Source organism: Paenibacillus sp. JT31N7 (assembly GCF_059692095.1).
The window spans coordinates 67,414-91,799 of the sequence record NZ_JCAUAT010000003.1 but is presented as its reverse complement, the minus strand read 5'-3'; the positions used below and the strand labels follow the sequence as shown (position 1 = coordinate 91,799).

Sequence of the window (24,386 nt, the reverse complement as noted above, 5' to 3'; positions counted from 1 at the left end):
TATCACCTAGCTTCCAAAAAATGTTGATGAAGCGCTCTTAATCCGAGCTCATAGCCGAAAGCCCCGAAGCCCGCAATCTGCCCTACCATCACGGCGGCCAGAACGGAACGGTGCCGGAACTCCTCACGCTTGTGAATGTTCGACAAATGCACCTCTACGGCCGGGAGACCGACCGATGAGATCGCGTCGCGGATGGCGTAGCTGTAATGGGTGAAAGCCCCGGGATTGATCAGAATCCCGTCCATCGTCCCGTGGGCTTCGTGAATCCAGTCGATCAACTGGCCCTCGTGGTTGGACTGGTGAAAGGTCAGCTGGAGGTCCAGCGTTCCCGCTATTTCCGTCATCGCCGCTTCGATGTCCTTGAGCGACATCTTTCCGTAAACGGCCGGCTCCCGTATACCGAGCATATTCAAGTTCGGCCCGTTAAGGACCAGCACTTTATTCACGCTAAGGCGCCTCCTTCATAGCCGGCCGAACGTGCTCCGGCTTCTCGCTTTACCGTAGCCATTTTACCATAAGTTGCTTGGAAAAGGTAGCTGGCTAAGCGGGTTTGCGGCTGTGCTCCTCCGTAAATTCGAAGGCGGTCGAATAGCCGATGAACATCCCCCAGAGCAGAAACAGGCAAAAATCCGTCAGGATCGTATTCCAGTCGCTGTAATACAGCCAGCCCATCATGCCGGTCCAAGGGCCGATCGCCAGATAGAGCAGACACCACCACGCAATCCCGTATCCGACTCCCATCCAGGGCCCTTTTACTTTCCCGAAAAGATACATATAGATGAACGACGCGAGGATCGAAAAACCGATAAAAAACAGCCAGCCCACCAGTGTTCCCTGCCAGGTAATCAAAAAGTCGTGCCGGTAGAACGGTTCGGCCAGAAAAGCGGGAATGATTCTCGTAAACTTGAAGATATATTCGATGATTTTAACGGCTCCCCAGATCACTCCCGCGAAAAAACCCAGATACAGAGCGAAAAAAGCACGGCTCGTCTTCTTCTCGCCTCCGGCCGCCCCGTTCTGCGAAAACGATTTTCTTTGGCCGCGAGCGGTTTTTCCATTCCCTTCCGTGACTGTTCCCTGCGTATTTGTAACCATTTTTCCTTTTCCTCCCGGCTAGTCCATTATCCGTAACTTTACGTCTAACCTAGTATGTACCAATTCCCTCTTCTTAATCGAAACATAAAGCGGTGGCATTCTGCTGGAAAATTCGCTAAAATAGAGAAGAAACCAGCTATTTAGAGAAGGTGGATAAATCGTGTCACAATCCAATACAAGCATTTACGGCGGACAAGCCGTTATTGAAGGCGTCATGTTTGCCGGGCGGAATGTTCATGTTACGGCGGTCCGCAAGAAAGACCGCTCTATTGATTTTCTTGAAGTTCCCAAGACCGAAATCGGCTGGGTCAACAAACTAAAGAAAATCCCGCTGCTCCGCGGCATCGTCGGTATTATCGAATCCAGCGCCAAAGGCGCGCAGCACCTCAATTTCTCCGCCGAAAGCTTCGCGGAAGAAGAGGAAGGCGAAGGCAAAGCTCCCGCCAAAGAAGAGAAGTCGGGTTTCAGCCTATCGATGATTCTCGGGGTTGCTGTAGTCGGCGTCCTGTCCTTCCTCATGGGGAAAGTGATCTTCACTCTCGTTCCGGCTATTCTGGAGGATGTCATGTTCGGCAGGTTCTTCGAACAGCATCAGATCTGGCATAACATCATCGAAGGACTGATCAAGATCGTTTTGCTCGTGTCCTATATTTACTTCATTTCGCTTACGCCGGTTATCAAACGGCTGTTCCAGTACCACGGCGCCGAGCACAAAGTCATTTCCGCCTACGAAGCCGGCGTCGAGCTCAATGTCCGTAACGTCCAGCAGTTCAGTACGCTTCATTACCGCTGCGGCAGCAGCTTTATCGTCTTTACCGTCATCATCGGGGTCATCATTTACTCGTTCTTCACCTACGACAATATGATTGACCGCATCGTACAGCGTCTTGTTCTTCTGCCGGTCATTATCGGCGTCTCTTACGAAGTGCTCCGTTTTACGAACTCGCTTCGTGAAGTGCCGGTTCTCCGTTTCCTCGGTTATCCGGGGCTCTGGCTGCAAAAGCTGACGACCAAAGAGCCTACGGACGATCAGGTGGAAGTTTCGATCGCCTCATTCAACCGGATGCGTGAAGCCGAAAGCCGGCTCACCCAGTCCAAGGCAAGCGCATGAACCGCCGCTGGTCGGCCGCTACCGTCGTCATCGCGGCGCTCGCTCTGATCGGTCTTGCCTACAGCTTAAACCAGTTTCTCATTCCCATCCTTGTACTCGGCCTGATTTTCGTCCTGTACAAGATGGGCACCCGGAAGCAGCAGGGCTCCTCCTACAAAACGCGCTCCGCGAGCCGCAAGCCGGACCGGCTCTCCGCGTCGGAGCGGAAGCGGAAAGCCAAATTCCGGGTCATTGAAGGCAGCAAGCCTTCCGACCCTCCCGAGGATCCGCCGAGATACCACTAAGAAGACGGAAACAAAAAAGCGAACCTTTTCGGGTTCGCTTTTTTTTATGGCCGGATACGCTGCCGGTCCCGCGGCTTTACTCTTGTACACCAATATTGTGCGCAAGGCCGGTACAACTTTTACATCCTTTGGGTATTTGGGATACCTGCAGCCGTCAGGCGAATCCAACCTATCCGGCCTAGACCCGCTCATACCGGCTTGCGCAGGACGTATTTTTCATAAGCGGATTCATACAGATGCATGGACCACTTGCGGAAATAGTCGTCGGAAGCCCGGTACCCCGCTTCATACAGGTTTTCGCTGTCCTCGAGCGTCAAATTGAACTGTGTCGAATTTACATTGAGCGCGGGAATTTTGATCGTCCGGAAATAGTTGTTCTCTTCGATGTACCGGGTATCGTGAGCATCCATCATCGTCGTAAACAAAGCCTGGAACATGGAGATAACCCCGTTGATTTTATGAATATGCTTCGGTATTTTGCCGACCAGAGAGAAGCCCAGGGTCGGAATGCGGCTCGGCTGCTGCTCCGGCTCGTCGAAAAGCCACAGCGGGAAGTTGCTCAGAATGGCCCCGTCCACAATGTACACAAACTGGTTGCGGAACGGTTCGTCGTGCCTGGTCTGCCGCGCGGGCTTCCGGATTTTCACGGGATCGAAAAAATACGGAATCGACGAGCTCATTCTAACGGCCCGGGCAATGGAAAAACGGCCGGGATCGATTCCGTACTGGGCAACGTCGTCAGGAAAAACGAGCAGCTTTCCCTGGGAAATATCCGAAGCCACGATTCGCAGCTGATTTTTGCGCAGATCGCCGAACTTCCGGATCCCCTTGACCTCCAGCTTCCGCCGGACCCAATCTTCCAGGGCGTCTCCGGAATAGAGCCCTTTTTTCCAAATCAGCCTGGCGGCCGATCCAACAATCCCGGTATCGAAAATGGGAGCGCGCTTTAAAAATTTGTGAAACGGAGTTTCAATAATAAGCCGCTTAATTTCTTCCCCCGTGTACCCCGCCGCGAGAAAAGCCGCCACGATGGAACCCGACGAAGTTCCCGCCACGTCGTGAAACTCGAATCCGTTATCCAGCGCCGAGCTGACAGCCCCTGCAAGTGCGATTCCTTTGACACCGCCGCCTTCGAATACCGCGTTTATTTTCATTCCGCCACCTCCGCACACCCTCCCTAGGTATGTATGCGGCAATGGACGTTCCTAGACGCGATTTTCGTGTTAAAAAACGAAAAAACGTCCGCCTTCTTGGTTCGGCAAACGTTTCGGTCTTATTCGGAGTCCGAGCTGCTGTCCAGCTCTGTCCTTATGTTTCGGAGATCTTCCAATCTGGCCGGATCCCGGTTCAAATATTCAATCAGCGTTTCGATGCAGGTAATGGAATCCCAGCTTAGATGATGCTCGATTCCTTCCACATCGCGGTAAATATTTTCTTCCTGAACACCGATGACGGTTAAAAACTGTTCCAGCAAAGCATGTCTGTCTACCAGCCGCTTGCCCATTTTTTTGCCTTTTGAAGTCAGAACGAGTCCGCGGTATTTCTCATATACCAGATATTTATCTTTATCCAGTTTCTGGATCATCTTCGTCACGGAAGAAGGATGCACTTCAAGGCCTTCGGCAATGTCGGACACACGGGCGTAGCCTTTCTCGTCGATCAGTTTGTAGATCCGTTCCAAATAATCTTCCATACTGGGCGTCGCCATCCCGAGTTCCCCCTGCTTTTGTTAAAATTAGTCGCTACCTTATTTGCTTAAGTATAATACCGTTTATTAACTAATAATGCAAGTTAACGGAATGCGCCGAAGCCTTTTCCGCGAACTTTTCCCACGGGTACGAGCCGTGTGCCGGGTGCAGACTATAGCCGAACGGAAGGACCGCTTCCGTTACTCCCCGTCTTAAAGGAGCACGCCATGGCTACTGAGCAGATGACCCGCACCCGAAGCACCGCGTTGTTCGTGCCTGAGCTCGTTTATTTCGAACCGGATGCCCTTTTGTATCCCAAAGGCAAACGCATCCTGGAGTGGGCCCAGAGCAAAGGACTGCCTATCCACATGACGACTTCCCACAACCGGATTACAAATCTGCCGGGCGAAACCGAGCTGGAAAAGTACCGGATCGCGAAGCGTACGCTTGTGGTGGGTATCCGCAAGACGCTGAAGTTCGATACGTCGAAACCGTCCGCCGAATATGCCATCCCTATTGCGACAGGCTGTATGGGACACTGTCATTACTGCTACCTTCAAACTACTCTGGGCAACAAACCTTATGTACGGGTCTACGTCAATACCGATGATATTCTTAAAGCCGCCAAGCAGTATATCGAAGAAAGGGCACCGGAAATTACCCGGTTCGAAGCGGCTTGTACATCCGATCCCGTCGGTTTGGAGCATATTACCGGCTCCCTTAAAGAATATATCGAATTTATGGCAAACGAACCGCTCGCCCGCCTTCGTTTCGTTACGAAATATCATCATGTCGAGCCTTTGCTTGATGCGAAGCATAACAAGCATACCCGGTTCCGGTTCAGCGTAAACGCTGATTATGTCATTAAAAACTTCGAGCCGGCCACCTCGGCGTTTCATGAACGCATCGAAGCGGCCGGCAAAGTTGCCTGCGCGGGTTTTCCGCTCGGCTTCATCATCGCCCCGATAATTTGGCACGACGGCTGGGAAAAAGGCTATGAGGAGCTGATCCTCAAGCTTCACAATGCTCTGCCCCCGGAAGCGCTCGACGACTTGACGTTCGAGCTGATCCAGCACCGTTTCACGAAGACGGCGAAGAATGTGATCGAACGCCGCTATCCCAAGTCCAAGCTGGAAATGGACGAGGCCAAGCGCAAATATAAATGGGGCCGCTACGGCCGCGGCAAGTATGTATATCCCGATGAGCAGGCGACCGCTCTGCGCGAGTTTATAACGGAGCAGATTTTCGATAAGTTTCCGAACGCCAAAATCGAATATTTTACCTGATCCTCCGGTCCGTCACAGGGTCAAAATTGCAGCCATTGGGGCGTTATGTTGTTCAGCCAGATTGTGATTTTGTACATCTGATTTGTGTACAGCAAGACGGCGAATACAATCATGACGCCTCCCCCTATTTTCATGATAGTGGCGGAGTAGCGTAAAATCCATTTGGTGGAACCGATAAAAAAGGATAAGACGAAAAACGGAATCGCGAATCCGAGCGAATAAGCGCTGATCAGCGGCAGCCACGAATCCGGTTCGGCGGCAGCCATCACAAGCATGGACGACAATATCGGACCGATGCAGGGCGACCAGCCGGCGGCGAATCCGATTCCGATCAGGACGGATCCGAGATAGCCCGCAGGTTTCCATTTCAGTTGAAGTTTGCGCTCTCTCATCATCCATTTCGGCTGGAAAATGCCGAGCAGGAACAACCCCATCACAAGGATAAGCAGAGCCGCAATTTGCCTGAGAAGATCCCGGTTCGTTACAAAAAACTCCGAAACGGAGCTGGCCGCGAGCCCCAGACTGTAAAAAATGATTGAAAATCCGAGAATGAATGCAAGCGTATGGGCCATCGTCTGCAGTCTGGCCGCGCCTTTCGTCTGCCCCGACTTAAGCTCACTGACCGAAATTCCGGTGATGTAAGACAAATAAGAAGGGTACAGCGGCAGGCAGCACGGCGAGATAAATGAAGCGAACCCGGCCCAAAAAGCGAGCCAAACATTAACATGCTGCATGTGTAAGCATTCCTCCTGCTTCCGGCCGCCGGTTTAAGCGCGGCGGACCGTTTTCCAAACCAACTGAACGATGAGGACGACGATCAGGGAAAGAACGATGGTCGCTCCAGGCGCAAAATCGTACCACGCCGCCAAGGCCAGTCCCGCGACGACACCGATCTCCGAAATGATGACGGACAGCACGACCGAATGCCGGAAGCTCTTCGCCGCAAGAAGGCTGCAGGCGACCGGAATCGTAAGCAGCGCGGATACGAGCAGCGCTCCTACGATCTTGATGGACACGGAGATGACCAGCGCCGTCAGCATCGTGATCATGATGTTGTACACTTTCAGCGGCAGCCCGCTAACTCCCGCCGCTTCCTCGTCGAAGAACATGAGGAACAATTCCTTAAAATGCAGGGCAACGACGGCGAGTACAAGAATACACACGCCGAAAACGACCCACAGGTCGCTGGAATCGAGTGTGTAGATGCTGCCGAAGAAATAGCTCATCACATTAATATTATACCCTTTGCCCAGCGTAAACAACAGCGTAGCCAGCGCTACCCCGCCGGACATGATGATGGCGATGGACAGCTCCGCGTACGTTTTGTACGCCTTGCGCAGCCGCTCGATCGCAAACGATGCCAGAAGCGCAAAAAGCAGCCCCATGCCGATCGGATATACGCCGAGAAGAAATCCGAGCGCCACCCCCGCGATGGAAACATGCGCAAGCGTATCGCCGATCATCGAAAGTCTCCGCAGCACCAGAAAGACACCCATCAACGGAGCGGTCAGCCCGATCAGGATGCCACCGATAAGTGCTCTTACAAAAAACGGTTCCGTAAAAATGTCCAAGCTGCTCGCCCCTTACTTACTTCCTCTTAATGCCTGTCACAAGGCGCTCTGCCTTCATTGACTAGTTTGAAGCTCTTTTACGGTAGAATGCGTCAGATCGGTCTCTTCGCAATTCTCGGGTTCGTGCGTGTGCTTCACGAAAAACTTCAGTCCGCCGCTCTGCGTCTGCGGCTCCGAACCGAGATAGGACCTCATCATTTCCCGGTCATGAGACACCATGATGAAGGTCATGTGATGATGCTGGTGCATATGGCGGATCATGTTAAAGAATACCGCCTGGCTTTCCGCATCGATCCCAACCGTCGGCTCATCCAGAATGAGCAGCTCGGGATTGTTGGCGATAGCACGTGCAAGGAACACCCGCTGCTGCTGTCCGCCCGACAGTTCCCCGATTCTGCGTTTCGCCAGATCTTCGATGCGCATCGCTTCCATCGCATCGTCACAACGGCGCATATCCTCTTTGGTCAGGCGCTTGTACAGTTTCTTTTTCGTGTACAGCCCTGACATAACCACTTCGCGGACGGTTGCCGGGAACAGCGGATTCAGCGAATTCTTCTGCGGTACGTACCCGATACGCTCCCAGTCCCGGAACTGCCGGATCGGCTGTCCGAACAAGCGGATATCGCCTTCGGTAGGCTTATGCAGGCCGACCAGCATCCGCAGAAGCGTCGTTTTACCCGCTCCGTTCGAACCGATCAGACCTACAAAATCTCTTTCCAGAACATCAAAATTTAAATCCGTTATAACCGGCTTGCTTCCGTAGGAGAAGGAGATGCCGCTAAATTCCACGATTTTGTTATGGCAGGCGTCCGGTTTCCACGTTTCCATTCCGTTCTTCTGCTCCCTTCGCCGCCAGGCGGCTTTCTCTTCTGTCACTTCGATATTGAGTCCCTTCTATTGTAAAGCTTTCGTCAAATTTTTCAAATTTTCTTCCATCACGGAAATATAATCTTTGCCCTGCTTAACCTGCTCTTCGGTCAATCCTTCCAGCGGATTCAATACGAGCGTTTCGACGTTCGCATCTTTGGCCAGCGTTTTCGCCAGTTTGTCCGAAACCAGTTCTTCGAAGAAGATATATTTGATCCCGTGATCCCGGATATACTCTCTCATTTTCTTCATATCCTGAGCGGTCGGCTCGGCATCCGGAGAAAGGCCCATAATGGCCATCTGGGTCAGCCCGTAGTCGTGGCATAAATAAGCGAAAGCCTGGTGGGACACGGCAATTTCTTTCTTCGGCAGCCCGGAAAGGCTCTCCTTATACTGCTTATCCAGAGCGTCCAGTTTGGCCGCGTAAGCCGAATAGTTCGCTTCATAGTCGCTCTTGTGCGCCGGATCGGCTTCTACGAGAGCGTTTTTGATGTTCTCGGACATTTTTTTGGCATTCTTGGGACTCAGCCATGCGTGAGGGTCCGTATCTTTTCCGGCTTCTTCCGTGTGATTGTGTTCGTCCTTGCCGTGATCGTGCCCGTCCGCCTCTTCCCCGGCTTTAAGAAGTTCGACTCCCGTGCTCGCTACGACCGGTTTTACCTTGCTGTCTTTCAAACTTTTGAGGAAATCGTCCACCCAGCCTTCAAAACCCGCACCTTGATACAGGAAAAGCTGGGAATCGCTGATGTTCTTGATATCCCGGCCCTTCGGTGTCCAGTCATGCGGCTCCACGCCCGCCGGTACCAGGTTGATGACATTCACATAGGAGCCCCCGACCTTGACCGCAAAATCATAAAGCGGATAAAAGCTCGTCGTTATATTCATTTTATCCTCTACGACCGCCGACTTTTGGCCGCCTCCGCAACCTGCCAGCAGGAGAGATATCGCCAGTGTCAACCCTGTAAGTATACGCCGTCTTTTCATAGAAAATAACTCCTCTCAGCAGCCTGTCACGATAATCAAGCTGTGTAAATCGTAATTATTTTTATTTACCTGCTGATTATACGGAGACAACCCGCCGCCTGTCAATACTAATCATAAAGATTACGATTAATAGACAAAAATTCCTTCCACCCATGTCAAAACCCGGAAAAACGCGAAAGATATCCGCATTTTTTCCGGGTCGGGAAAGGGTGTTTATTTCACGATTGCGCCGTTCGGCATCGAATCCGGCACGGTCGCCAGCGTCAGCCCGTCGCCTTCGGAAGCCGCCAGGATCATCCCCTGCGACTGCACGCCGCGAAGCTTCACCGGCTTCAGGTTCGTCACGCAGATGACCTTGCGTCCGACAAGTTCTTCGGGCTTGTAGTACTTCGCGATGCCGGAAACGACCTGCCGCTGCTCGTAGCCGAGATCCAGCTGAAGCTGAAGCAGCTTGTCGGCGCCCTTGACGGGCTCCGCCGCCGTTACCTGCGCCACGCGCAGCTCCACCTTCGCGAAATCGTCGATGCCGATTTCGGGCTTCGCTTCCGGCGCGGGCTTGGCATCCGCCGCCGGAGTATTCACGGCCGGAGCGGACCCTTCTGCCGCGGATGCAGGCTCGGCTGCGGCTTCTCCGGCCGGCGCTTGGCCGCCTGTCATTGCGGCGGCAATGAAGGCGACCTCCTCCGCCATATCCAGGCGCGGGAAGAGCGGATCGCCTTTGGCCGTTTTCGTGCCGGGCGGCAGCAGTCCGAACGTGTGGGCGCTGTCCCACGCGGTAAGCGCTCCGGCCTGGATGCCGAGCTGCTCCCAGATCTTCGCCGGCGTGCGGGTCAGGAACGGCTGCAGGAGCACGCTGACGATGCGCTGCGTCTCGAACAGGGCGTACATGACGGAGCCGAGCGTGCCGTGGTTAACGTCGTCTTTGGCCAGAGCCCACGGCTGCGTCTCGTCAATGTATTTGTTGGCGCGTCTGACAAGCGCCCAGATAGCCGACAAGGCGGTGGAGAACTCCATTTTCTCCATCTGAGCTTCCACGGTTTCAACCGTTTCTTTCGCCGTTGCGATCAGTTCCTTGTCAAAAGCCGTTGCTCCCGGCTGGAAGTCCGGAACGACGCCGTCGAAATATTTGCCGAGCATCGCCAGGGTCCGGTTGAGCAGGTTCCCCAGGTCGTTGGCGAGATCGTAGTTGATCCGCTCGACAAACGCTTCGGGCGTAAAGGTGCCGTCCGATCCGAAAGGCACTTCGCGCAGCAGGTAATAACGCAGCGCATCGAGGCCGAAATGGTCGATCAGCGTTACCGGATCTACGACGTTGCCTTTGGATTTCGACATTTTGCCGTCCTTCATGAGAAGCCAGCCGTGCGCGAACACTTTTTTCGGCAGAGGCAGGTCCAGGGCCATCAGCATGATCGGCCAGTAGATGGTGTGGAAGCGGACGATCTCTTTGCCCACGAGATGGACGTCTGCCGGCCAGTAGCGCTCATACTTAGACGGATCTTCGCCGCCGTAGCCGAGGGCCGTAATATAATTGGTCAGCGCGTCGATCCAGACGTAGATGACATGCTTCGGATTGCCGGGCACTTTAATGCCCCAGTCGAACGTCGTCCGCGACACGGCCAGATCTTCCAACCCCGGCTTGATGAAGTTGTTGATCATTTCGTTCTTACGGGATTCCGGCTGAATAAACTCCGGGTTTTCTTCGTAATACCGTAGCAGTCTGTCGGCATATTTGCTCATGCGGAAGAAATAGCTTTCTTCTTTCACCCATTCGACGGGGCGGCCGCAGTCCGGGCATTTGCCGTCGACCAGCTTGTTTTCCAGGAAAAAGGATTCACACGGCGTACAGTACCAGCCTTCGTAAGTATCCAGGTAAATATCTCCCTGCTCAGTCAAACGGTCGAAGATTTTCTGGACGGTGTCCTTATGCCGCTGGTCCGTCGTACGGATAAAATCATCGTAGGAAATATCGAGCCGGCTCCACAAGGATTTAATGCCGTCGACGATTTCGTCCACGAACGCCTGGGGAGTCAATCCCTTTTCCTTCGCTTTACGCTCGATTTTCTGACCGTGTTCGTCCGTGCCCGTCAAATACATGACATCATAGCCGCGAAGCCGCTTGTAGCGCGCCATGGCGTCTCCCGCCACCGTCGTATAGGCATGCCCGATATGAAGTTTGTCGCTGGGGTAATAAATCGGTGTCGTTAAATAAAAGGTTTTGCGGTTGTTGTCCATGTTACCCATCCTCTTTCTTCGTAATGTTCTATAAAAACGAGACGCGGAAGCGGAAAATCACAAAAAGCCCCCGTCCAACAAAGGGACGAGAGCTGTGCTCACGCGGTACCACCCAGATTCCTCCGCCTCTTGCGAGGGCGAAGCTCGGCAGCCGCCGGCTGCCCGGCGGCTCTGTCCGTTAACGCCGGACAAGCGATGCCCCCTTACGCCCTGACTGCGGAAGTGCACTCCTTCCTCATCGGGGCCGCTCGAAGGCATGTTCTCCGGGACCATACTCCGGGGTTCGGACAGCACCGGCTTTCACCTGACCCGGCTCTCTGCAGCAGCTTCCTCCCGTACTCATCCGTTCATCGAACATGTATATTCCTATAATGAAGATCGCTCTAATTCCATTGTTCCCGCGAAAAGGCAGGTTTAACCAACAATATAGCGAATCCCGCAAATTGTGTCAACCGGTATTTCGCCCTTATTTCCTGGGTGCCGGAACCGGATCTACCCCGCCCGGGTGAAAAGGATGGCAGCGGCAAATCCGCTTCGCCGCTAGCCATGACCCGTATAACGGCCCATGCCGCTCTATCGCCTCCAACGCGTACTGGGAACAGGTCGGATAGAAGCGGCAGGTAGGCGGTTTGAGCGGGGACAAATATTTACGGTAGGCATGAATGGGTGCCTGAAGCACCTTTTTCATTTCTGGCATTCTTTGCAGTACCCGTAAATTTCGAATTTATGTTTGACCGCCTTGAAGTCTTCCGGCAAACCCTTCACCTCGTCCATGGGACAAAAGACGAACGGAATCGTTTTCTCGCACTGCAGGCAGATCAGATGATGATGATGGTCCATTTCCGAACAGCGGGCACGGAATTTAATCCCGTCTTCGAAAACAAACTGTTCCAGGACGCCCATGTCGTGCATGATTCTCAAATTGCGGTAGACCGTATCAAAACTGAGGCCGCCGTATGTTTTTCCCATGCTTTCATACACGGCTTTCGGTGTCACATACCCTTCGGACTTGGCGAACAATTCCGCCAGCGTGCGTCTTTGATCGGTTATCCGCATCCCTTGTTCGGACATGGCCTGTATAATTTCTTCGGCTTTCACTGCGGTCCCTCCAAGCTGCATCTTATCTCTTAATAATGCCTTATTAGGACACCAGCGTCAACAAGAGTGGGCCGAAGGTCCCTCTTGAAGAGGGCGGCAGCGGGAAGATACCGGTCCTTCCTCATTCCGGCTTGCGGCAGACCTAATACACAGACGGCTTATCGGCAATGCCGGGAAAGTCGCGCAGGTTGCTTAAACCCCGTTTACCCTCTCCCGCTTTCTTTCATTTCGTCGTCCGCATAGTAAATCAGCCGCTCTCCCGGAGCAAACAGCTTAAACTTCTGGTAAGGATACGTATGATGGACATAGTCGACAAAATAGGCCGGATTCTCCGTATTGAACGCGAACAGGTCGTAGTGCATGGGCACAATCAAATCCGCTCCGATTCCGACTCCGAGATCCGCGGCTTCCCGGAAATTCATATTGCCCATGAGATTCGCTTCGTATCTCTTGATATCCCGGCCGTTAATAGGCAGGCAGGCAATATCGATCCGGTGCGGGCGCAGCGTCTCCAGAAGGCCCGCGTACCCGACCGTATCTCCGGCATGATACAGCGTAACCCCGTTAAGTTCCACGACATAGCCGAGATAGCGGTGATTCCCGTTCTCATCCGTTTCGAACTCTTCGTGCTTGCCGGCCACGGGCATAATCCGCATATCCCGGAAATCGATCATCTGCCCTGCGCGGGCTCCGATGACCGCGTCCGGAGCAATTCCCAGCTCCGTCAGCTGCGGAACCACCGGGGCCGGACAGATCCACGACGCTTGCGGGGAAGCGATAGCTATAGCGCGTACGGAGACCGGATCGAGATGGTCGGGATGATCGTGCGTGATCAGGACGAGATCCGCGTGCCCGATGAGCTCCGGTGAAAGAGGCGTTTCGAAGTTGCGCGGCGAATTGCCGAACTCGTCATCTATGTAATTGCTTAAATACGGATCCACATATCCGATAATTCCCGCCGCTTTAAAAGCCATGCCTTCCTGGCCCAAATGCCAGAGCGCAATCGCCTTATCCGGAACGAGCGTCCGGTCGATTTGTCCGATTATCGCTTCGCCCCGCATTGTTTTGTCTTTATCTTTGTCTTTTTTATCTGCCATCTGACATCGCTCCTCTTCGCTGGATTGAGAACTCCATCCGGTTTTTTAGCCGTTTTCTCCTTGTCTCAAACAATTTTCCGGGTTTTGGCAGGGGGGAGCGTTTCGGTTTCCGGCAGGAAGTATACTATAATGAGTATGGCTTTATTCGATAAGCGCACGGAAAGATTCTAGGTCGGAAGGAGCTGACTCTATTGATTATCGATGTTTTTCAGGATACTGTATGTCCCTGGTGCCGGATCGGCAAGTCCTATCTGGCGGAAGCTCTCGATTTACGGAAAGGCGAACAAGTCACTGTCCGCTTCCGGGCCTTCCGCCTCGACCCGTCTATCCCGCCTCAGGGCGTCCCCTTTACGGAAGCGATGAACCGGAAGCTGCAGGACCCCGGCGGAGGAAAGCTGCAGGCCGTACTGGACGGTGTCACGCGGGCCGGACGGCAGGCAGGCGTTGCCTTCCGTTTCGACCGGATCGCGTCGATGCCCGATACCCGCCTCTCTCATCAGCTGATTGCCGCCGTACCGGAGAGCTCGAAATCACTTGTCCTGGACCGCATTTACCGGGCCTATTTTGAAGAAGGCCTCGATATCGGCATGGAATCCGTACTGCTGCGGATTGCCGGAGAATGCGGATTAAATCCCGCCGAAACCTCGAAGCGCCTTCATCACGATGACGTGGAAAACAGCGTAAGAGCCGATTATGCTCTTGCTAAGCGGCTGAACATAAACGGTGTGCCTTTTTTTATCCTCAATAAAAAAGTCGGTTTCTCCGGAGCAAGACCTCCCGAGGCTCTGCTGGACATTATGAAGCGCGTAAGCGAGGACCAGGGATAGCGCTGGCTGTACGGACGGGATGCTTCCTCCCGCAAGTTGGCACGAATCGTTAGACGGCTTCCCACTTAAATTTCGCCTTCCCGGGCATACGTCCATAACAACCGCCCCTGCCCTTCATAAGATATTCTGTAAACAAAACATGAACTTAACTTCAAGGAGGCGTTTTATATGTCGGGTTGCGGAACAGGCGGAATCGGCGGCGGTTGGTACACGAGCACAACGGTCATTTTGGTCCTTTATATCCTGCTGGTCATTATTCTCGCTACATTCTAAGCGGGTAATAAACAAGGTCTTACAGTCTTCACCATAGAAAATAAACACAAGAAAACGCCGCGGAAACGCAGCGTTTTCTTGTGTTTTATTAGGAGACGACCTGTTGAAGCAGCACTTCTTCTTCAGGACGTTCTTTGCGTACGATCAGCCGCACGATCCGCATATGCTCCACTTCGTCGATAATAAACTGAAGCGGGCCGAGATGGATGCGCTGGTTTTTCATAGGCGGAATTTCCACCTGGGAATAAATCCAGCCGCCGATCGTATCGTAATGCTCCGTCTCGATTTCCGTACCGAAGTGATTGTTCACTTCTTCGATAAGCATCATGCCGTCGATCGAGTACGTAAATTCGTCTTTCTTCTCCATAACGGGACGCTCATGGTCGAATTCGTCCTGAAGCTCGCCAACGATTTCCTCCAGAATGTCTTCAACCGTTACAAGCCCCGAAGTACCGCCGTATTCGTCGATCAGCAGCGCCACTTCCGTTTTGCGTTTCTGCATCAGCTTCAGCAGCGTGCTGATCGGCATCGATTCCGGCACTGTCATGAGCGGTCTTATAATCTTGCGTATGTCGTCAAGCTCGTCGCTTGCTACTAATAAATCCTTGATATGGACAAAACCGATAATGTTGTCTTTGTCCGGGTCGCAAACCGGATAACGCGTGTAAAGCTCCTGAATGGCCATTTCCTTGTTTTCTTCGAAGGAATGGGCGGCATGCAGGCACACCATTTCCGTACGCGGAATCATAATTTCGCGTGCGTTCGTATCCGCGAATTCAAAAATATTATCCACCAGGGTAAGCTCCGTATTGTCGATCAGCCCGTTCCTGTGGCTCTCTTTCATCAGCAGGCGGATCTCGTCCTCCGTATGAACCGTATCGTGGTCGCCCTCGGGTTCAATACCGGATTTGCGGAGCAGCCAATTGGAGGTTCCGTTCAGCATCCAGATGAAAGGATACATGATTTTGTAAAAAATCAGCACCGGACCGGCAACCCAAAGAGTCACTTCTTCCGATTTGCGGATCGCATACGTTTTGGGAAACTGCTCCCCGATAATAATGTGAAACGCCGTAATAACCGAGAATGCGATAATAAAAGAAATGGTGTGAATAATAACAGGTGGTACACCAATGTTGACCAATAGCGGTTCGAGTACAGATGCCACCGTAGGCTCGCCGATCCAACCAAGCGCCAAAGACGTCAGGGTTATGCCGAGCTGGCAGGCGGACAAATACGCATTCATGTTCTGAACGATTTTGCCGGCGAAACGCGCCTTCACATTCCCTTCCAGGGCGAGCGCATCAATACGGCTTGCGCGCACTTTCACCATCGCAAATTCCGCCGCCACAAAAAATCCGTTCAGTAGAACGAGAACCACAATCAGTACAAAATTAAATAACACTGGTAAAGGGTCACTATCCAATTAATCCCTATCCGCCTCTTGGAAGCAGACAGGTACACCTCCTTTTAAGTTGAAAAATGAAAGATCAAAAAGGTTTGAATCTTTCCTACTTTACAGTATAGCGTCTCGCGGTTTTTGAAGTCAAAGCCAGGGATAGCCAGCATGAAGGCGCGAACCGGAGCATCGTCCGGATTGTGACACCCCTTTCGCACTTTTTAAGGATTTACTCCATGCTATTCGCTGCGGCTTGGAATTTATACCATTTTCCGCACTGGAGCGGCCTCCATTTTCTAATCCGCGCATAAGTTTCGTCATGCATTCCCATATTAAAATAAGAACTTCATCAAAAACTACCGCCGGGAGGAATGTGATTATGCCTGGTATCCGGTACCGGTCCTGCAGGCAGCTTGTTGCGGCCGTTTTGGTGGCAGGCGCGTCTCTGTTTACGGGACCCGGAGGGTTAGCGGCGGCACACCGTGAAGAGCCTCCGGCCGTCACCGTCCGAAAGGCCGCCATCATCATCGACGACCTCGGCAACAACATGAAAGGCACCGATGCGATTCTGGATTTGCCTTTCGCGATTACGGCCGCCGTTATGCCGTTTCTCCCTTCCTCGCACAGCGATGCCGAGAAAGCGTTCGGCAAAGGCCACGACGTGATCGTCCATCTTCCGATGGAGCCCCGCAGCGGCCGTAAGAGCTGGCTTGGCCCCGGTGTGATAACCACCGATCTGAGCGACGACGAGATCCGCAAACGGGTTAACGCCGCCATTGATGACATCCCGCACGCTATCGGAGTGAACAATCATATGGGCTCCAAGGCAACGGCCGATGAGCGCGTGATGCGGCTTGTGATGGAAGTGCTGCGCGAAAGGGGACTCTTCTTTCTGGACAGCCATACGAATTACCGCAGCATCGCCTGCCGGGAGGCCAAAAAAGTCGGCGTGCTTTGTTTGGAAAACCATCTTTTTCTGGATGATATCCATACGAAAAGCAAAGTAACCCAGCAGATTCAGCTGATCGGCGCCCACTCCAAAGCGCATCAGCCCTGCATCGCCATCGGGCATGTCGGTGCCAAGGGGGAAATCACGGCCTCCGCCCTAAGGGATACGCTGCCGAAATTGAAGGACACGCTGTCCTTCGTCAAACTCAGCGAGTTGTACAAGCCTCCCGTGCCCGAAACGGCTCCGTGAACAAGCCGGATCGTCTCTACCCTAATTTTCGAATACGAAAATGGTGACCGGCGCCGTTATGCGACTCTGTACTTACGGGCAGGGAGCAGCGCACGAATATATACAAGAAGCCCTTGATCGTCTTTACCTGATCAAGGGCCTTTTGTCGTGAAAGCTTATCTTTTTCCGCTGAAGTTCCGATTTATAAATTGCCGGGGTCTTCGGGATTAACCGGAGGCGTGGTTTCGCCTTTGCCGTTATCGTAGGCGTTCACTTCGAACGTAATGATTTTGTCGTACAGGATGTAATCCTTGCGGTTTTTAAACGGTCCCTTGTTGTTCTCGTGCTTGTCGATCGCGAACATAACCGGGCCTTTGCCTGCCGCACGGCCTTCGTACCACGCGATAAATGCGTTAACTTCGTTCATGGAAAGGTCGTACTCTTTCTCGGTTCCGTTGTTAAGCGTAATGACGAGAATGGCGCTGTCACCGGATTCTTCCTCCGGCGGAATGACTACGTCTCCCGCTTTAGGAGTGGCGGACGCTTCGTTGGACGGCGCGCTCTCTCCCGCTGCGGCTACCGCCGTTACTACATAGTAATAAGTCGTGCCGTTAACGACATTTGTATCGGTGTAGCTATAAGTCGCGCCCGTAACCGAACCAACGGTTACGTACGGACCGCCTGCGGTTGTGCTGCGTTTTACGTTGTAGCTTGTCGCATTGTTCACGCTGTTCCAGGCAAGCGTAACTTTCTTATCACCGCCTGCGGCTGTCAGGTTAAGCGGAGCTGCAACCGGCGGCTCGACGGCTTTGCCGAAGACGTTCCATTCACGGAAGTTACCTTCCGTATGTTTAAGCACTACCGAGGTCACGTTTTTCGCGGGAGACGGTAAATTTTCTATTTTGTTGTTCAAAGTCGGTACATAAGGAGTGTCGATGAGCTTTTCATCCGCATCATAAAATTCTATTGTTGAGCCCGGAGCGCCATAGACAATAATCGACTCAATATTCACTGGCGTCTTAAAAGAATACCAGGCCATTCCGCGAACAAGCTGCATGCTGTATCCATCGTTATCAGTCATAATACGGGTCGTTCCTGTGGAACTGCCGAAGGTTTTACCAAGATCCAGTACTTTACGGTCCAATAATCCGCCTGTGTATATGGTCGCTTCCGGTTTTATCGATCTTTCTAAAGAGGGAGCACTTTCTCCGGCTGCATTTACGGAAGTTACTACGTAATAATAAGTTTTCCCATTCACTACAGACTCATCGGCATAGGAAGTTCCTTTCACATTCGCGATCAGAGCATACGGCCCGCCAGGAGAAGCGGATCTTCTCACATTATAGGATTCAGCCCCGGTCGCTTTCCAATCCAAATCAACCGATTTGTCACCTGCCTGAATCCAAGTAATCATTGTGGGCTCTGCTTTATAGATCGCCGTTTCAAAAACGTTCCACTCGAATACATTTAAGAATGGATGTTTTAAGACAATAATCGATACATTCTTTGCAGGTTCAGGAAGAGTTTCAACACCATCGTTCATGATTGGAGTGTAAGGATCAGCCACTTGTTTATAATTCGAATCATAAAATTCGACAACCGCCCCTTTAGCGTTCACAATTACGGCACCTATAGTTTGCGGAGTTGCGAATTGATGCCATACAATCGGGTGCTGCATATAATGCCTAGTTGAAGCATCGCCATCCGTTATTGCTGTTACATCGGCGCCTGTCGGCTCATGATAACTAGGACCCGTTTTCAGCGGAACTTTATCCAACAAGCCGCCTGAATAGGTTCCTGCAGCAGCGGCTTCGTTTTGACTAACAACACAAATAAAAAAAGCCAAAAGAAATGCAAATAAACCCAACTTTTTATTCATTTTCATTTTTCCTCCACTAATAACACATTTTATTTATTATAATATTACTATAGACCTATAATATAAGCTATATATTTTTAAATATAATCTTAAAAACCTATAAATTTATTTCTAAGTAATATTATTGAAATAGAATGACATAACAAAAAGAACTCCAACTAAACTTTATAGTTGGAGTTCTTTTCTGGTTTTTCACCGATTTTAAACCGATTCAATTATTCCGCATCCGCAGTAATATCCAGAATCACTTTGCCTTTGTTCCGGTTCGCTTCCATCCACTCGTGGGCTTCACGCACACGGCTCCACGGGAAAATCCGGTCTACGACCGGATGGAGGGCACCGTCCGCAAAGCCGGGACCTGCCTGCTGCCAGAACTGCTGGGTCAGCCGGATTTTGTCCTCGCGGCTGCGGCTGCGCAGCGTGGAACCGATGATGGAAATCCGTTTCATCAGCATAGGATTCAAATCAAAGCTCTCCATCGGGACTTCGGAACCGCCCGTCATGCCCACGAGGACGATACGTCCGCCTACGGCCGCACTGGCCAGATGGTCCGTAAAATACGGGGCACCCACGAGATCGAGCACAATGTCGCTGCCATGTCCGCCCGTTACCTCCTTAAGCCAAGGGACGAAGGAGCCTTCGCGGTAATTCCAGCCGCCTTCCGCGCCAAGCTCCCGGCAAAACTCCAACTTTTCGCTGGAACCCGCCGTCACCAGGGCATGCGCTCCGAATTCCCGGGCCAGTTGAATGGCAGCCGAACCGACGCCGCTTGCACCCGCATGAATGAGCACGTAGTCTCCTTCCGACATTCCTCCCAGTTTAACGAGGTTCAGATAAGCCGTCAGAAATGCCTCCGGAATAGCCGCTCCTTCCGCATAGCTCAGGTTAGCCGGCAGACGCATCGCCATTCCCGCGGGAACGGCTACCCGCTCCGAATAACCGCCTCCGGGAAGGAGCGCACAGACGCGCTCGCCTTCTCTCCAGCCGGTAACGCCGCTTCCTACACCTATAACAACGCCTGCCATTTCCAGGCCGAGTATATCCGATTCCCCGGGAACCGCGGGGTATTTACCTTCACGCTGCATCAGATCCGCACGGTTAAGACCTGCCGCCTTTACTTGTATAAGCAGTTCGCCTTCGCCCACAACAGGGTCCGGCTTTTCCCCGATATACAGCTCTTCCGGTCCGCCATATTGTTTGATCTGTACCGCCTTCATCGGGATCACTCCTCTGGTTGATAAACATCTGCAATAGGTATTAGTATACCACGCGCGCAGGGCATTTGCTTGTCCGCCCCCCGGCAGCAAAGTTGTTCCAACCGAGGTATACTTAAACTATCCGCTTGAACTTTAGACTCCGGGACGACATTAACCGTAAAACCGCACTTTTTCTTAAAAAGACATCCCTGCAGCCAACCAGCAATCAGCAATCAGCAGTCAGCCGTGCCCGCAAAAAACAGAACAGAAAGCGAGGCTCCCGATCATGACTCCTTCCAATCGATCCAACCGAATTTGTTCGCTTTTTCAAATCCGCTACCCCCTTATCCAGGCCGGAATGGCCGGCGGAAGCACGACGCCGGCACTCGTAGCCGCCGTATCCGAAGCCGGCGGCCTCGGGACGCTCGGCGCCGGCTACATGACGCCGGAGCAGATTTCCGCCGCCGTCCGCGAAATCCGCAGCCGGACGAGCCGCCCTTTTGCCGTCAACCTGTTCATTCTGCCCGAACCCGGGCAAGGACCTCATGAACAGGAGCAGCGGCAAAAAGCCGACGAAGCGTGGCGGCTGCTCGCTCCCCTGCGGGAGAAGACGGGCACCCGCGAGGAGCGTCCTCCCGCCGTGTGGAGCGAATCGTACCGGGAACAGCTCGCCGTCCTCCTGGAGGAGCGGGTCCCGGTATTCAGCTCCACATTCGACGTGCCGGATGCGGCGGCTCTCGCGGAATGCGCGCGTCTCGGCATCCGGACGATCGGCACCGCGACGACCGTGCGGGAAGCCGCCGCGCTGGAGGAAGCCGGGGTCGACGCGATCGTCGCCCAGGGCAGCGAAGCCGGCGGCCACCGCGGCACGTTTCCCCGCGAACGCGACGACGAGCTGCCGCTCATCGGCACGATGGCCCTCGTGCCTCAGATCGCGGACCGCGTCCGTGTGCCGGTCATCGCCGCCGGCGGGATCATGGACGGCCGCGGCATAGCCGCCGCGCTGGCCCTCGGGGCGGACGCCGTGCAGCTCGGCACGGCGTTCCTCGCCTGCGCGGAAAGCGGCGCTCACGCCGTCCACAAGGAAGCCGTACTCGCCGCAAGCGACGAGTCCACCGTGCTCACGCGGGCGGTGTCCGGCAAGCGGGCCCGCGGCATCCGGACGGCGCTGCTGGAAGAGCTGCAGCCTTTGGACAGCCTGCTTCCCTCCTACCCCGCCCAAAATGCTCTTACCCAGGGCATCCGCCGGAATGCCGCCAAAGCGGGTAATCCGGCCTATATGGCCATGTGGGCGGGCCAAGCCGCCTCTCTCGCCAGAGGCAGCGGAGCCGCGCAGGTCATCGAAGAGCTGATCCGGGAAACCAACGAGGCGTTAAACAGGATGAGCGGACGAAAGCTCTGATCGTGAGCTGCCTGTCTGCAGCTTAGGGATTTGATAAAATCCCGCTAAAATCCAAAGAAAAAGGGCCCAAATCCCGCTTCTGCCAACGACACCGCAAACGCTCTATAAGAGGAGAACTGCTCCCGGCGTGCGGGTGTGGCTACCGTCATGCGGCGCAGAACCGTTCGCCGGGAGCAGTGAAAAGGTGTACCCTCGCTGCTTCTTTGGCATCGCTGTGCGGTTGCGCTTGCTCAAATGAGCCGCATGTGATCGACCGGCCGCAGTCGTGCAGCGAAACACCGCGCGCTGGAAACCCCGAGGAGTTCGATGACAGCCCTATCGGATCCAGCCAGCCATGATGCAAGAATCTACACGGTTGGAGTAGCCCCACTCGTTGTCGCGGATAGACACGCGCAATCGTGCAATATCCGTAAAATCCGCCGAAATCGGCCGCCAAGCCGCCTATACAGGCAAAAAGCCTGCCCGGAAAGGAAATTTCCTCCCGTGCAGGCTTTTGCATTTTCGGCTAGGCGCCTTACTTCGTTTTCTTCACCCAATCGGCGATATCTTTAATGACGGAAACGGGTGTATTAGCCGGCTCGCTATACTCCGCACCGGTCGATTTTTCTTCAACCTCGGCAAATACGTGGTTCAGCTTCGGATACAGCTTGTACTCCACGTTCGTGCGCTCTTTAAGGGCTTCTTTCCATTTGTCCAAATGATAAGAAAGCACCTGGGCATCGTTATCCCCCTGCAGGATAAGCATCGGCTTGTCCTGTTTTTTAGCGATTTCGGAGGCCGAGTAGTTGCGGAAATCCATCCACCAGTAGGCGTTGCTCAGCGCCAGGTCTTTCGGAAGCTTGTCCACGGAATACTGCGGATCTTTGATCAGCTTAAGCTGCTGTTCCCAGAAAGCGACCTGCTGCTCCAGCATGCTCGTATCGAGTCCGAGTTCCCGGTTTACTTCCAGCTGGTATTTGGACTGCTCCAGTACGACGTCTTCGATAGAGTTGGTCGGTCCGGCCAGCACGACGGCACCGGCCAATTTCACTTCCTTGACTCCGTCGATAACGCGCGGAACGACCATTCCGCCCTGGCTGTGGCCCGCTACGAAGATACGCTGGGGATCGATATCCGCCGTCTTCGCCAGCTGATTAACCGCGTATACCGCATCCGTTACAGTCTCGTCCTGTACGGTAAAAGCAGGCGTCGCCGATTTGAACGGGTGCTCGCGCGTCACTTTCTCGTAACGGAGAGTGGCGATCCCCTCGGCTGCCAAACCGACCGCCAAATCCCGGAACAGCTTGGAGCCGCCGATCGATTCGTCGCGATCGTTCGCGCCTGAGCCGTGAACGAGGACGACAACCGGATGCGGGCCCGGTTTGTTAGGCAGCGTGAGCGTTCCCGGAAGAGCAAGCCTTCCTTCGCCGAGCTTCACCTCTTTTTCAACATAAGCGCTGGAATCGTCGTAAGACGGCTTCCGGTAAGTATCCGGAGAATAGTAGGGCGGTATGTATAAATCGTCGATTCGTTCCTGCTTGTCGAACCGGACTGTCATCTGGAACGGAAGCGTGCTCTGCGTTTCATAAGTCAAGTACACATTCTCATGCACGGAAGTGCTTGTCGTCCCGGCCTCAAGCTGTCCGGTTATCGGCCCGTACATGTTTGTGTAGTACTGCGATATGTAATGAAGCTGATTGGCATTCAGAGATTTTTTGAGATCTTCGTTAAAATAAGAAACCGCGCTCTCGCTCTCTCCCTGAAGCCAGTGGCTGGCGAATGCGCTTGCCGCGGCTTTCAAGTCCCCTTTCGGGATGATCAGCTTGCCGGTTTGCGGATCCCAGGAGACAGCCGTGTGCAAAGCCTCCGTCATAAACTTCAAAGGAACGAACGTTTTGTCGTCTTTGATTTGGACCGCAGCCCCTAAATCCACTTCTTTATCGTTGATCCGGGCTGTAGATTTTCCGATCGTGAGTGTAATCGTATCGCTCCCAAGAGACAAAGTTACGGTACGCTCTTCGTTGTTCCAGGCCACCTTGGCACCGGCCGTTTCGCTTACAAGACGCAGAGGAGCAAGAACGGTTGCCGCCTTCGTATCGGAAGCGGAAACGGGCTGGGCAGCCGATGTATCCGCGGAAGCAGCGGCCGCGGGCTGGGCACCGGCGAGAAGCATGGAAGCAACCACGGCGGATTGCCAAACAGGCAGACGTTTTTTCATGGGGTCACCTCAATTATGAAATAGTTGGAGAATCTAGCAGCCTATTTCTAGCAGCCGCCATCTATCAGTATAGCACAATCTTCCATAGGGTCGACGGGACTTAAGTAGGAAGTACGCCAAAAAGACAGGTCCCGCAGGAACCTGCCTTTACTAAGAAAAATTTAACCGCGGCCAAGAAACGCGCCCAGCATCCAAACGTGTTTCTGAAGCGATGCCTGCAGCTCGGTCAGCATATCCGCCGTCGGTTCGTCGCCTTCTTCTTCGGCTGCCGCGATGCCTTCCTGCAGAAAACCGACCAGCTGTTCAAAGTCGCCTCGCACGGCTTCTACCATCTGCTCCGCGGATTCGGAACCCGCAGCCTCCTGCAAACGAGCCAGCTTTAAAGCCTCGGCTAGTGTAGCTACCGGTCTGCCTTTCAACGCCAGCACCCGCTCGGCGATTTCGTCGATATGCTCGGACGCTTCGTTATAAAACGCTTCGAATTTTTCATGAAGCGTAAAGAAATGAGGTCCGCTTACGTACCAGTGGAAGTTGCGCAGTTTCATGGAAAGGACCGTCCAGTCGGCGGCCAGATGATTTAATTGGGTCACGGTTTTCGCTTGAGTCACAGTTTTCATGGTTAGTTTCCTCCTTGATGATCCTCGTTAGGGTTCATTTATTCTTCTTTTGTTGCCATGCACTTAGTTTACCACCACCCTTATTTAAAATCAATACTTAATTATAATA

At 53.3% G+C, this 24,386-nt stretch carries 24 protein-coding genes; 7 read left to right on the top strand and 17 right to left on the bottom strand.

Annotated features, from left to right (window positions below):
- Positions 1-2: 2 nt before the first annotated feature.
- Both aroQ and AC58P5_RS14865 read right to left on the bottom strand, forming a co-directional pair.
- On the bottom strand, positions 3-446 hold the full coding sequence (aroQ, locus tag AC58P5_RS14870) for a type II 3-dehydroquinate dehydratase (RefSeq protein ID WP_497387751.1): 444 nt from the start codon (positions 444-446) through the stop codon (positions 3-5).
- A gap of 94 nt (positions 447-540) precedes the next feature.
- The gene (locus AC58P5_RS14865; RefSeq protein WP_497387749.1) at positions 541-1,095 is read right to left on the bottom strand and encodes a YqhR family membrane protein; all 555 of its coding nucleotides are present in this window, start codon (positions 1,093-1,095) and stop codon (positions 541-543) included.
- Positions 1,096-1,255: 160 nt separating this feature from the next.
- Here AC58P5_RS14865 and AC58P5_RS14860 point away from each other — a divergent pair, with 160 nt between their 5' ends.
- Together AC58P5_RS14860 and AC58P5_RS14855 are read left to right on the top strand one after the other, a co-directional pair.
- Positions 1,256-2,206 (top strand): DUF1385 domain-containing protein, encoded by a 951-nt coding sequence (locus AC58P5_RS14860; RefSeq protein WP_497387747.1) that lies wholly within the window; start codon positions 1,256-1,258, stop codon positions 2,204-2,206.
- Positions 2,203-2,490 (top strand): hypothetical protein, encoded by a 288-nt coding sequence (locus AC58P5_RS14855; RefSeq protein WP_497389123.1) that lies wholly within the window; start codon positions 2,203-2,205, stop codon positions 2,488-2,490. Before AC58P5_RS14860 ends, AC58P5_RS14855 begins: the two co-directional genes overlap by 4 nt.
- Before the next feature lie 188 nt (positions 2,491-2,678).
- On the opposite strand, the gene AC58P5_RS14850 is transcribed toward AC58P5_RS14855, so the two are convergent.
- On the bottom strand, positions 2,679-3,644 hold the full coding sequence (locus tag AC58P5_RS14850) for a patatin-like phospholipase family protein (RefSeq protein ID WP_497387745.1): 966 nt from the start codon (positions 3,642-3,644) through the stop codon (positions 2,679-2,681).
- A 119-nt stretch (positions 3,645-3,763) separates the two neighbouring features.
- The gene (gene mntR / locus AC58P5_RS14845) at positions 3,764-4,198 is read right to left on the bottom strand and encodes a transcriptional regulator MntR (protein ID WP_497387743.1); all 435 of its coding nucleotides are present in this window, start codon (positions 4,196-4,198) and stop codon (positions 3,764-3,766) included.
- Between the two features lie 207 nt (positions 4,199-4,405).
- Here mntR and splB point away from each other — a divergent pair, with 207 nt between their 5' ends.
- Positions 4,406-5,464: a spore photoproduct lyase gene (gene splB, locus AC58P5_RS14840; protein ID WP_497387741.1), complete on the top strand. Its 1,059-nt coding sequence runs from the start codon at positions 4,406-4,408 to the stop codon at positions 5,462-5,464.
- Positions 5,465-5,484: 20 nt separating this feature from the next.
- Here the strand turns inward: splB and AC58P5_RS14835 are convergent, their stop codons facing one another.
- The 8 genes from AC58P5_RS14835 to AC58P5_RS14800 all read right to left on the bottom strand — a co-directional run bounded on the left by AC58P5_RS14835 (position 5,485) and on the right by AC58P5_RS14800 (position 13,313).
- On the bottom strand, positions 5,485-6,198 hold the full coding sequence (locus AC58P5_RS14835; RefSeq protein ID WP_497387739.1) for a cytochrome c biogenesis CcdA family protein: 714 nt from the start codon (positions 6,196-6,198) through the stop codon (positions 5,485-5,487).
- A gap of 33 nt (positions 6,199-6,231) precedes the next feature.
- Positions 6,232-7,035 carry a metal ABC transporter permease gene (locus AC58P5_RS14830; RefSeq protein WP_497387737.1) on the bottom strand — a complete coding sequence of 268 codons (804 nt, stop codon included), beginning with the start codon at positions 7,033-7,035 and terminating at the stop codon, positions 6,232-6,234.
- 54 nt (positions 7,036-7,089) lie between these two features.
- A complete protein-coding gene (locus AC58P5_RS14825) occupies positions 7,090-7,863 on the bottom strand; it encodes a metal ABC transporter ATP-binding protein (RefSeq protein ID WP_497387735.1) in 774 nt (257 codons plus the stop codon).
- 66 nt (positions 7,864-7,929) lie between these two features.
- On the bottom strand, positions 7,930-8,886 hold the full coding sequence (locus tag AC58P5_RS14820) for a metal ABC transporter substrate-binding protein (protein WP_497387733.1): 957 nt from the start codon (positions 8,884-8,886) through the stop codon (positions 7,930-7,932).
- Positions 8,887-9,099: 213 nt separating this feature from the next.
- Positions 9,100-11,118 carry a methionine--tRNA ligase gene (gene metG, locus AC58P5_RS14815; protein ID WP_497387731.1) on the bottom strand — a complete coding sequence of 673 codons (2,019 nt, stop codon included), beginning with the start codon at positions 11,116-11,118 and terminating at the stop codon, positions 9,100-9,102.
- Between the two features lie 466 nt (positions 11,119-11,584).
- Positions 11,585-11,806 carry a membrane protein insertion efficiency factor YidD gene (yidD, locus tag AC58P5_RS14810; RefSeq protein WP_497387729.1) on the bottom strand — a complete coding sequence of 74 codons (222 nt, stop codon included), beginning with the start codon at positions 11,804-11,806 and terminating at the stop codon, positions 11,585-11,587.
- A complete protein-coding gene (locus AC58P5_RS14805) occupies positions 11,803-12,216 on the bottom strand; it encodes a Fur family transcriptional regulator (RefSeq protein WP_103995248.1) in 414 nt (137 codons plus the stop codon). The genes yidD and AC58P5_RS14805 overlap by 4 nt, the downstream gene beginning before the upstream one ends.
- A gap of 203 nt (positions 12,217-12,419) precedes the next feature.
- Positions 12,420-13,313, bottom strand: coding sequence for an MBL fold metallo-hydrolase (locus AC58P5_RS14800; protein WP_497387727.1), 894 nt, complete (start codon positions 13,311-13,313; stop codon positions 12,420-12,422).
- A gap of 191 nt (positions 13,314-13,504) precedes the next feature.
- Here AC58P5_RS14800 and AC58P5_RS14795 point away from each other — a divergent pair, with 191 nt between their 5' ends.
- The gene (locus tag AC58P5_RS14795) at positions 13,505-14,140 is read left to right on the top strand and encodes a DsbA family oxidoreductase (protein WP_497387725.1); all 636 of its coding nucleotides are present in this window, start codon (positions 13,505-13,507) and stop codon (positions 14,138-14,140) included.
- Positions 14,141-14,308: 168 nt separating this feature from the next.
- Positions 14,309-14,413: a sporulation protein YjcZ gene (locus tag AC58P5_RS14790; protein WP_497387723.1), complete on the top strand. Its 105-nt coding sequence runs from the start codon at positions 14,309-14,311 to the stop codon at positions 14,411-14,413.
- Between the two features lie 88 nt (positions 14,414-14,501).
- Here AC58P5_RS14790 and AC58P5_RS14785 read toward each other — a convergent pair whose 3' ends face one another.
- Positions 14,502-15,815 (bottom strand): hemolysin family protein, encoded by a 1,314-nt coding sequence (locus AC58P5_RS14785; protein WP_497387721.1) that lies wholly within the window; start codon positions 15,813-15,815, stop codon positions 14,502-14,504.
- 373 nt (positions 15,816-16,188) lie between these two features.
- Here AC58P5_RS14785 and AC58P5_RS14780 point away from each other — a divergent pair, with 373 nt between their 5' ends.
- A complete protein-coding gene (locus AC58P5_RS14780; RefSeq protein ID WP_497387719.1) occupies positions 16,189-17,007 on the top strand; it encodes a divergent polysaccharide deacetylase family protein in 819 nt (272 codons plus the stop codon).
- A 181-nt stretch (positions 17,008-17,188) separates the two neighbouring features.
- On the opposite strand, the gene AC58P5_RS14775 is transcribed toward AC58P5_RS14780, so the two are convergent.
- Both AC58P5_RS14775 and AC58P5_RS14770 read right to left on the bottom strand, forming a co-directional pair.
- On the bottom strand, positions 17,189-18,871 hold the full coding sequence (locus AC58P5_RS14775) for a fibronectin type III domain-containing protein (RefSeq protein ID WP_497387717.1): 1,683 nt from the start codon (positions 18,869-18,871) through the stop codon (positions 17,189-17,191).
- A 209-nt stretch (positions 18,872-19,080) separates the two neighbouring features.
- The gene (locus AC58P5_RS14770) at positions 19,081-20,082 is read right to left on the bottom strand and encodes an NAD(P)H-quinone oxidoreductase (RefSeq protein ID WP_497387715.1); all 1,002 of its coding nucleotides are present in this window, start codon (positions 20,080-20,082) and stop codon (positions 19,081-19,083) included.
- A 265-nt stretch (positions 20,083-20,347) separates the two neighbouring features.
- Here AC58P5_RS14770 and AC58P5_RS14765 point away from each other — a divergent pair, with 265 nt between their 5' ends.
- Positions 20,348-21,463, top strand: coding sequence for an NAD(P)H-dependent flavin oxidoreductase (locus AC58P5_RS14765; protein ID WP_497387713.1), 1,116 nt, complete (start codon positions 20,348-20,350; stop codon positions 21,461-21,463).
- 514 nt (positions 21,464-21,977) lie between these two features.
- Here AC58P5_RS14765 and AC58P5_RS14760 read toward each other — a convergent pair.
- On the bottom strand, positions 21,978-23,660 hold the full coding sequence (locus AC58P5_RS14760) for an alpha/beta hydrolase family protein (protein WP_497387711.1): 1,683 nt from the start codon (positions 23,658-23,660) through the stop codon (positions 21,978-21,980).
- A gap of 161 nt (positions 23,661-23,821) precedes the next feature.
- Complete coding sequence (locus tag AC58P5_RS14755) at positions 23,822-24,277, bottom strand: Dps family protein (protein WP_497387709.1); 456 nt, start codon at positions 24,275-24,277, stop codon at positions 23,822-23,824.
- Positions 24,278-24,386 lie beyond the last annotated feature (109 nt).

Coding starts and splice junctions, on each gene's coding strand:
- AC58P5_RS14865 (WP_497387749.1), bottom strand. CDS start 1,095: ATGGTTACAAATACGCAGGGAACAGTCACGGAAGGGAATGGAAAAACC.
- AC58P5_RS14855 (WP_497389123.1), top strand. CDS start 2,203: ATGAACCGCCGCTGGTCGGCCGCTACCGTCGTCATCGCGGCGCTCGCT.
- AC58P5_RS14850 (WP_497387745.1), bottom strand. CDS start 3,644: ATGAAAATAAACGCGGTATTCGAAGGCGGCGGTGTCAAAGGAATCGCA.
- mntR (WP_497387743.1), bottom strand. CDS start 4,198: ATGGCGACGCCCAGTATGGAAGATTATTTGGAACGGATCTACAAACTG.
- splB (WP_497387741.1), top strand. CDS start 4,406: ATGGCTACTGAGCAGATGACCCGCACCCGAAGCACCGCGTTGTTCGTG.
- AC58P5_RS14835 (WP_497387739.1), bottom strand. CDS start 6,198: ATGCAGCATGTTAATGTTTGGCTCGCTTTTTGGGCCGGGTTCGCTTCA.
- AC58P5_RS14825 (WP_497387735.1), bottom strand. CDS start 7,863: ATGGAAACGTGGAAACCGGACGCCTGCCATAACAAAATCGTGGAATTT.
- AC58P5_RS14820 (WP_497387733.1), bottom strand. CDS start 8,886: ATGAAAAGACGGCGTATACTTACAGGGTTGACACTGGCGATATCTCTC.
- metG (WP_497387731.1), bottom strand. CDS start 11,118: ATGGACAACAACCGCAAAACCTTTTATTTAACGACACCGATTTATTAC.
- yidD (WP_497387729.1), bottom strand. CDS start 11,806: ATGAAAAAGGTGCTTCAGGCACCCATTCATGCCTACCGTAAATATTTG.
- AC58P5_RS14800 (WP_497387727.1), bottom strand. CDS start 13,313: ATGGCAGATAAAAAAGACAAAGATAAAGACAAAACAATGCGGGGCGAA.
- AC58P5_RS14790 (WP_497387723.1), top strand. CDS start 14,309: ATGTCGGGTTGCGGAACAGGCGGAATCGGCGGCGGTTGGTACACGAGC.
- AC58P5_RS14780 (WP_497387719.1), top strand. CDS start 16,189: ATGCCTGGTATCCGGTACCGGTCCTGCAGGCAGCTTGTTGCGGCCGTT.
- AC58P5_RS14775 (WP_497387717.1), bottom strand. CDS start 18,871: ATGAAAATGAATAAAAAGTTGGGTTTATTTGCATTTCTTTTGGCTTTT.
- AC58P5_RS14770 (WP_497387715.1), bottom strand. CDS start 20,082: ATGAAGGCGGTACAGATCAAACAATATGGCGGACCGGAAGAGCTGTAT.
- AC58P5_RS14765 (WP_497387713.1), top strand. CDS start 20,348: ATGACTCCTTCCAATCGATCCAACCGAATTTGTTCGCTTTTTCAAATC.
- AC58P5_RS14760 (WP_497387711.1), bottom strand. CDS start 23,660: ATGAAAAAACGTCTGCCTGTTTGGCAATCCGCCGTGGTTGCTTCCATG.
- AC58P5_RS14755 (WP_497387709.1), bottom strand. CDS start 24,277: ATGAAAACTGTGACTCAAGCGAAAACCGTGACCCAATTAAATCATCTG.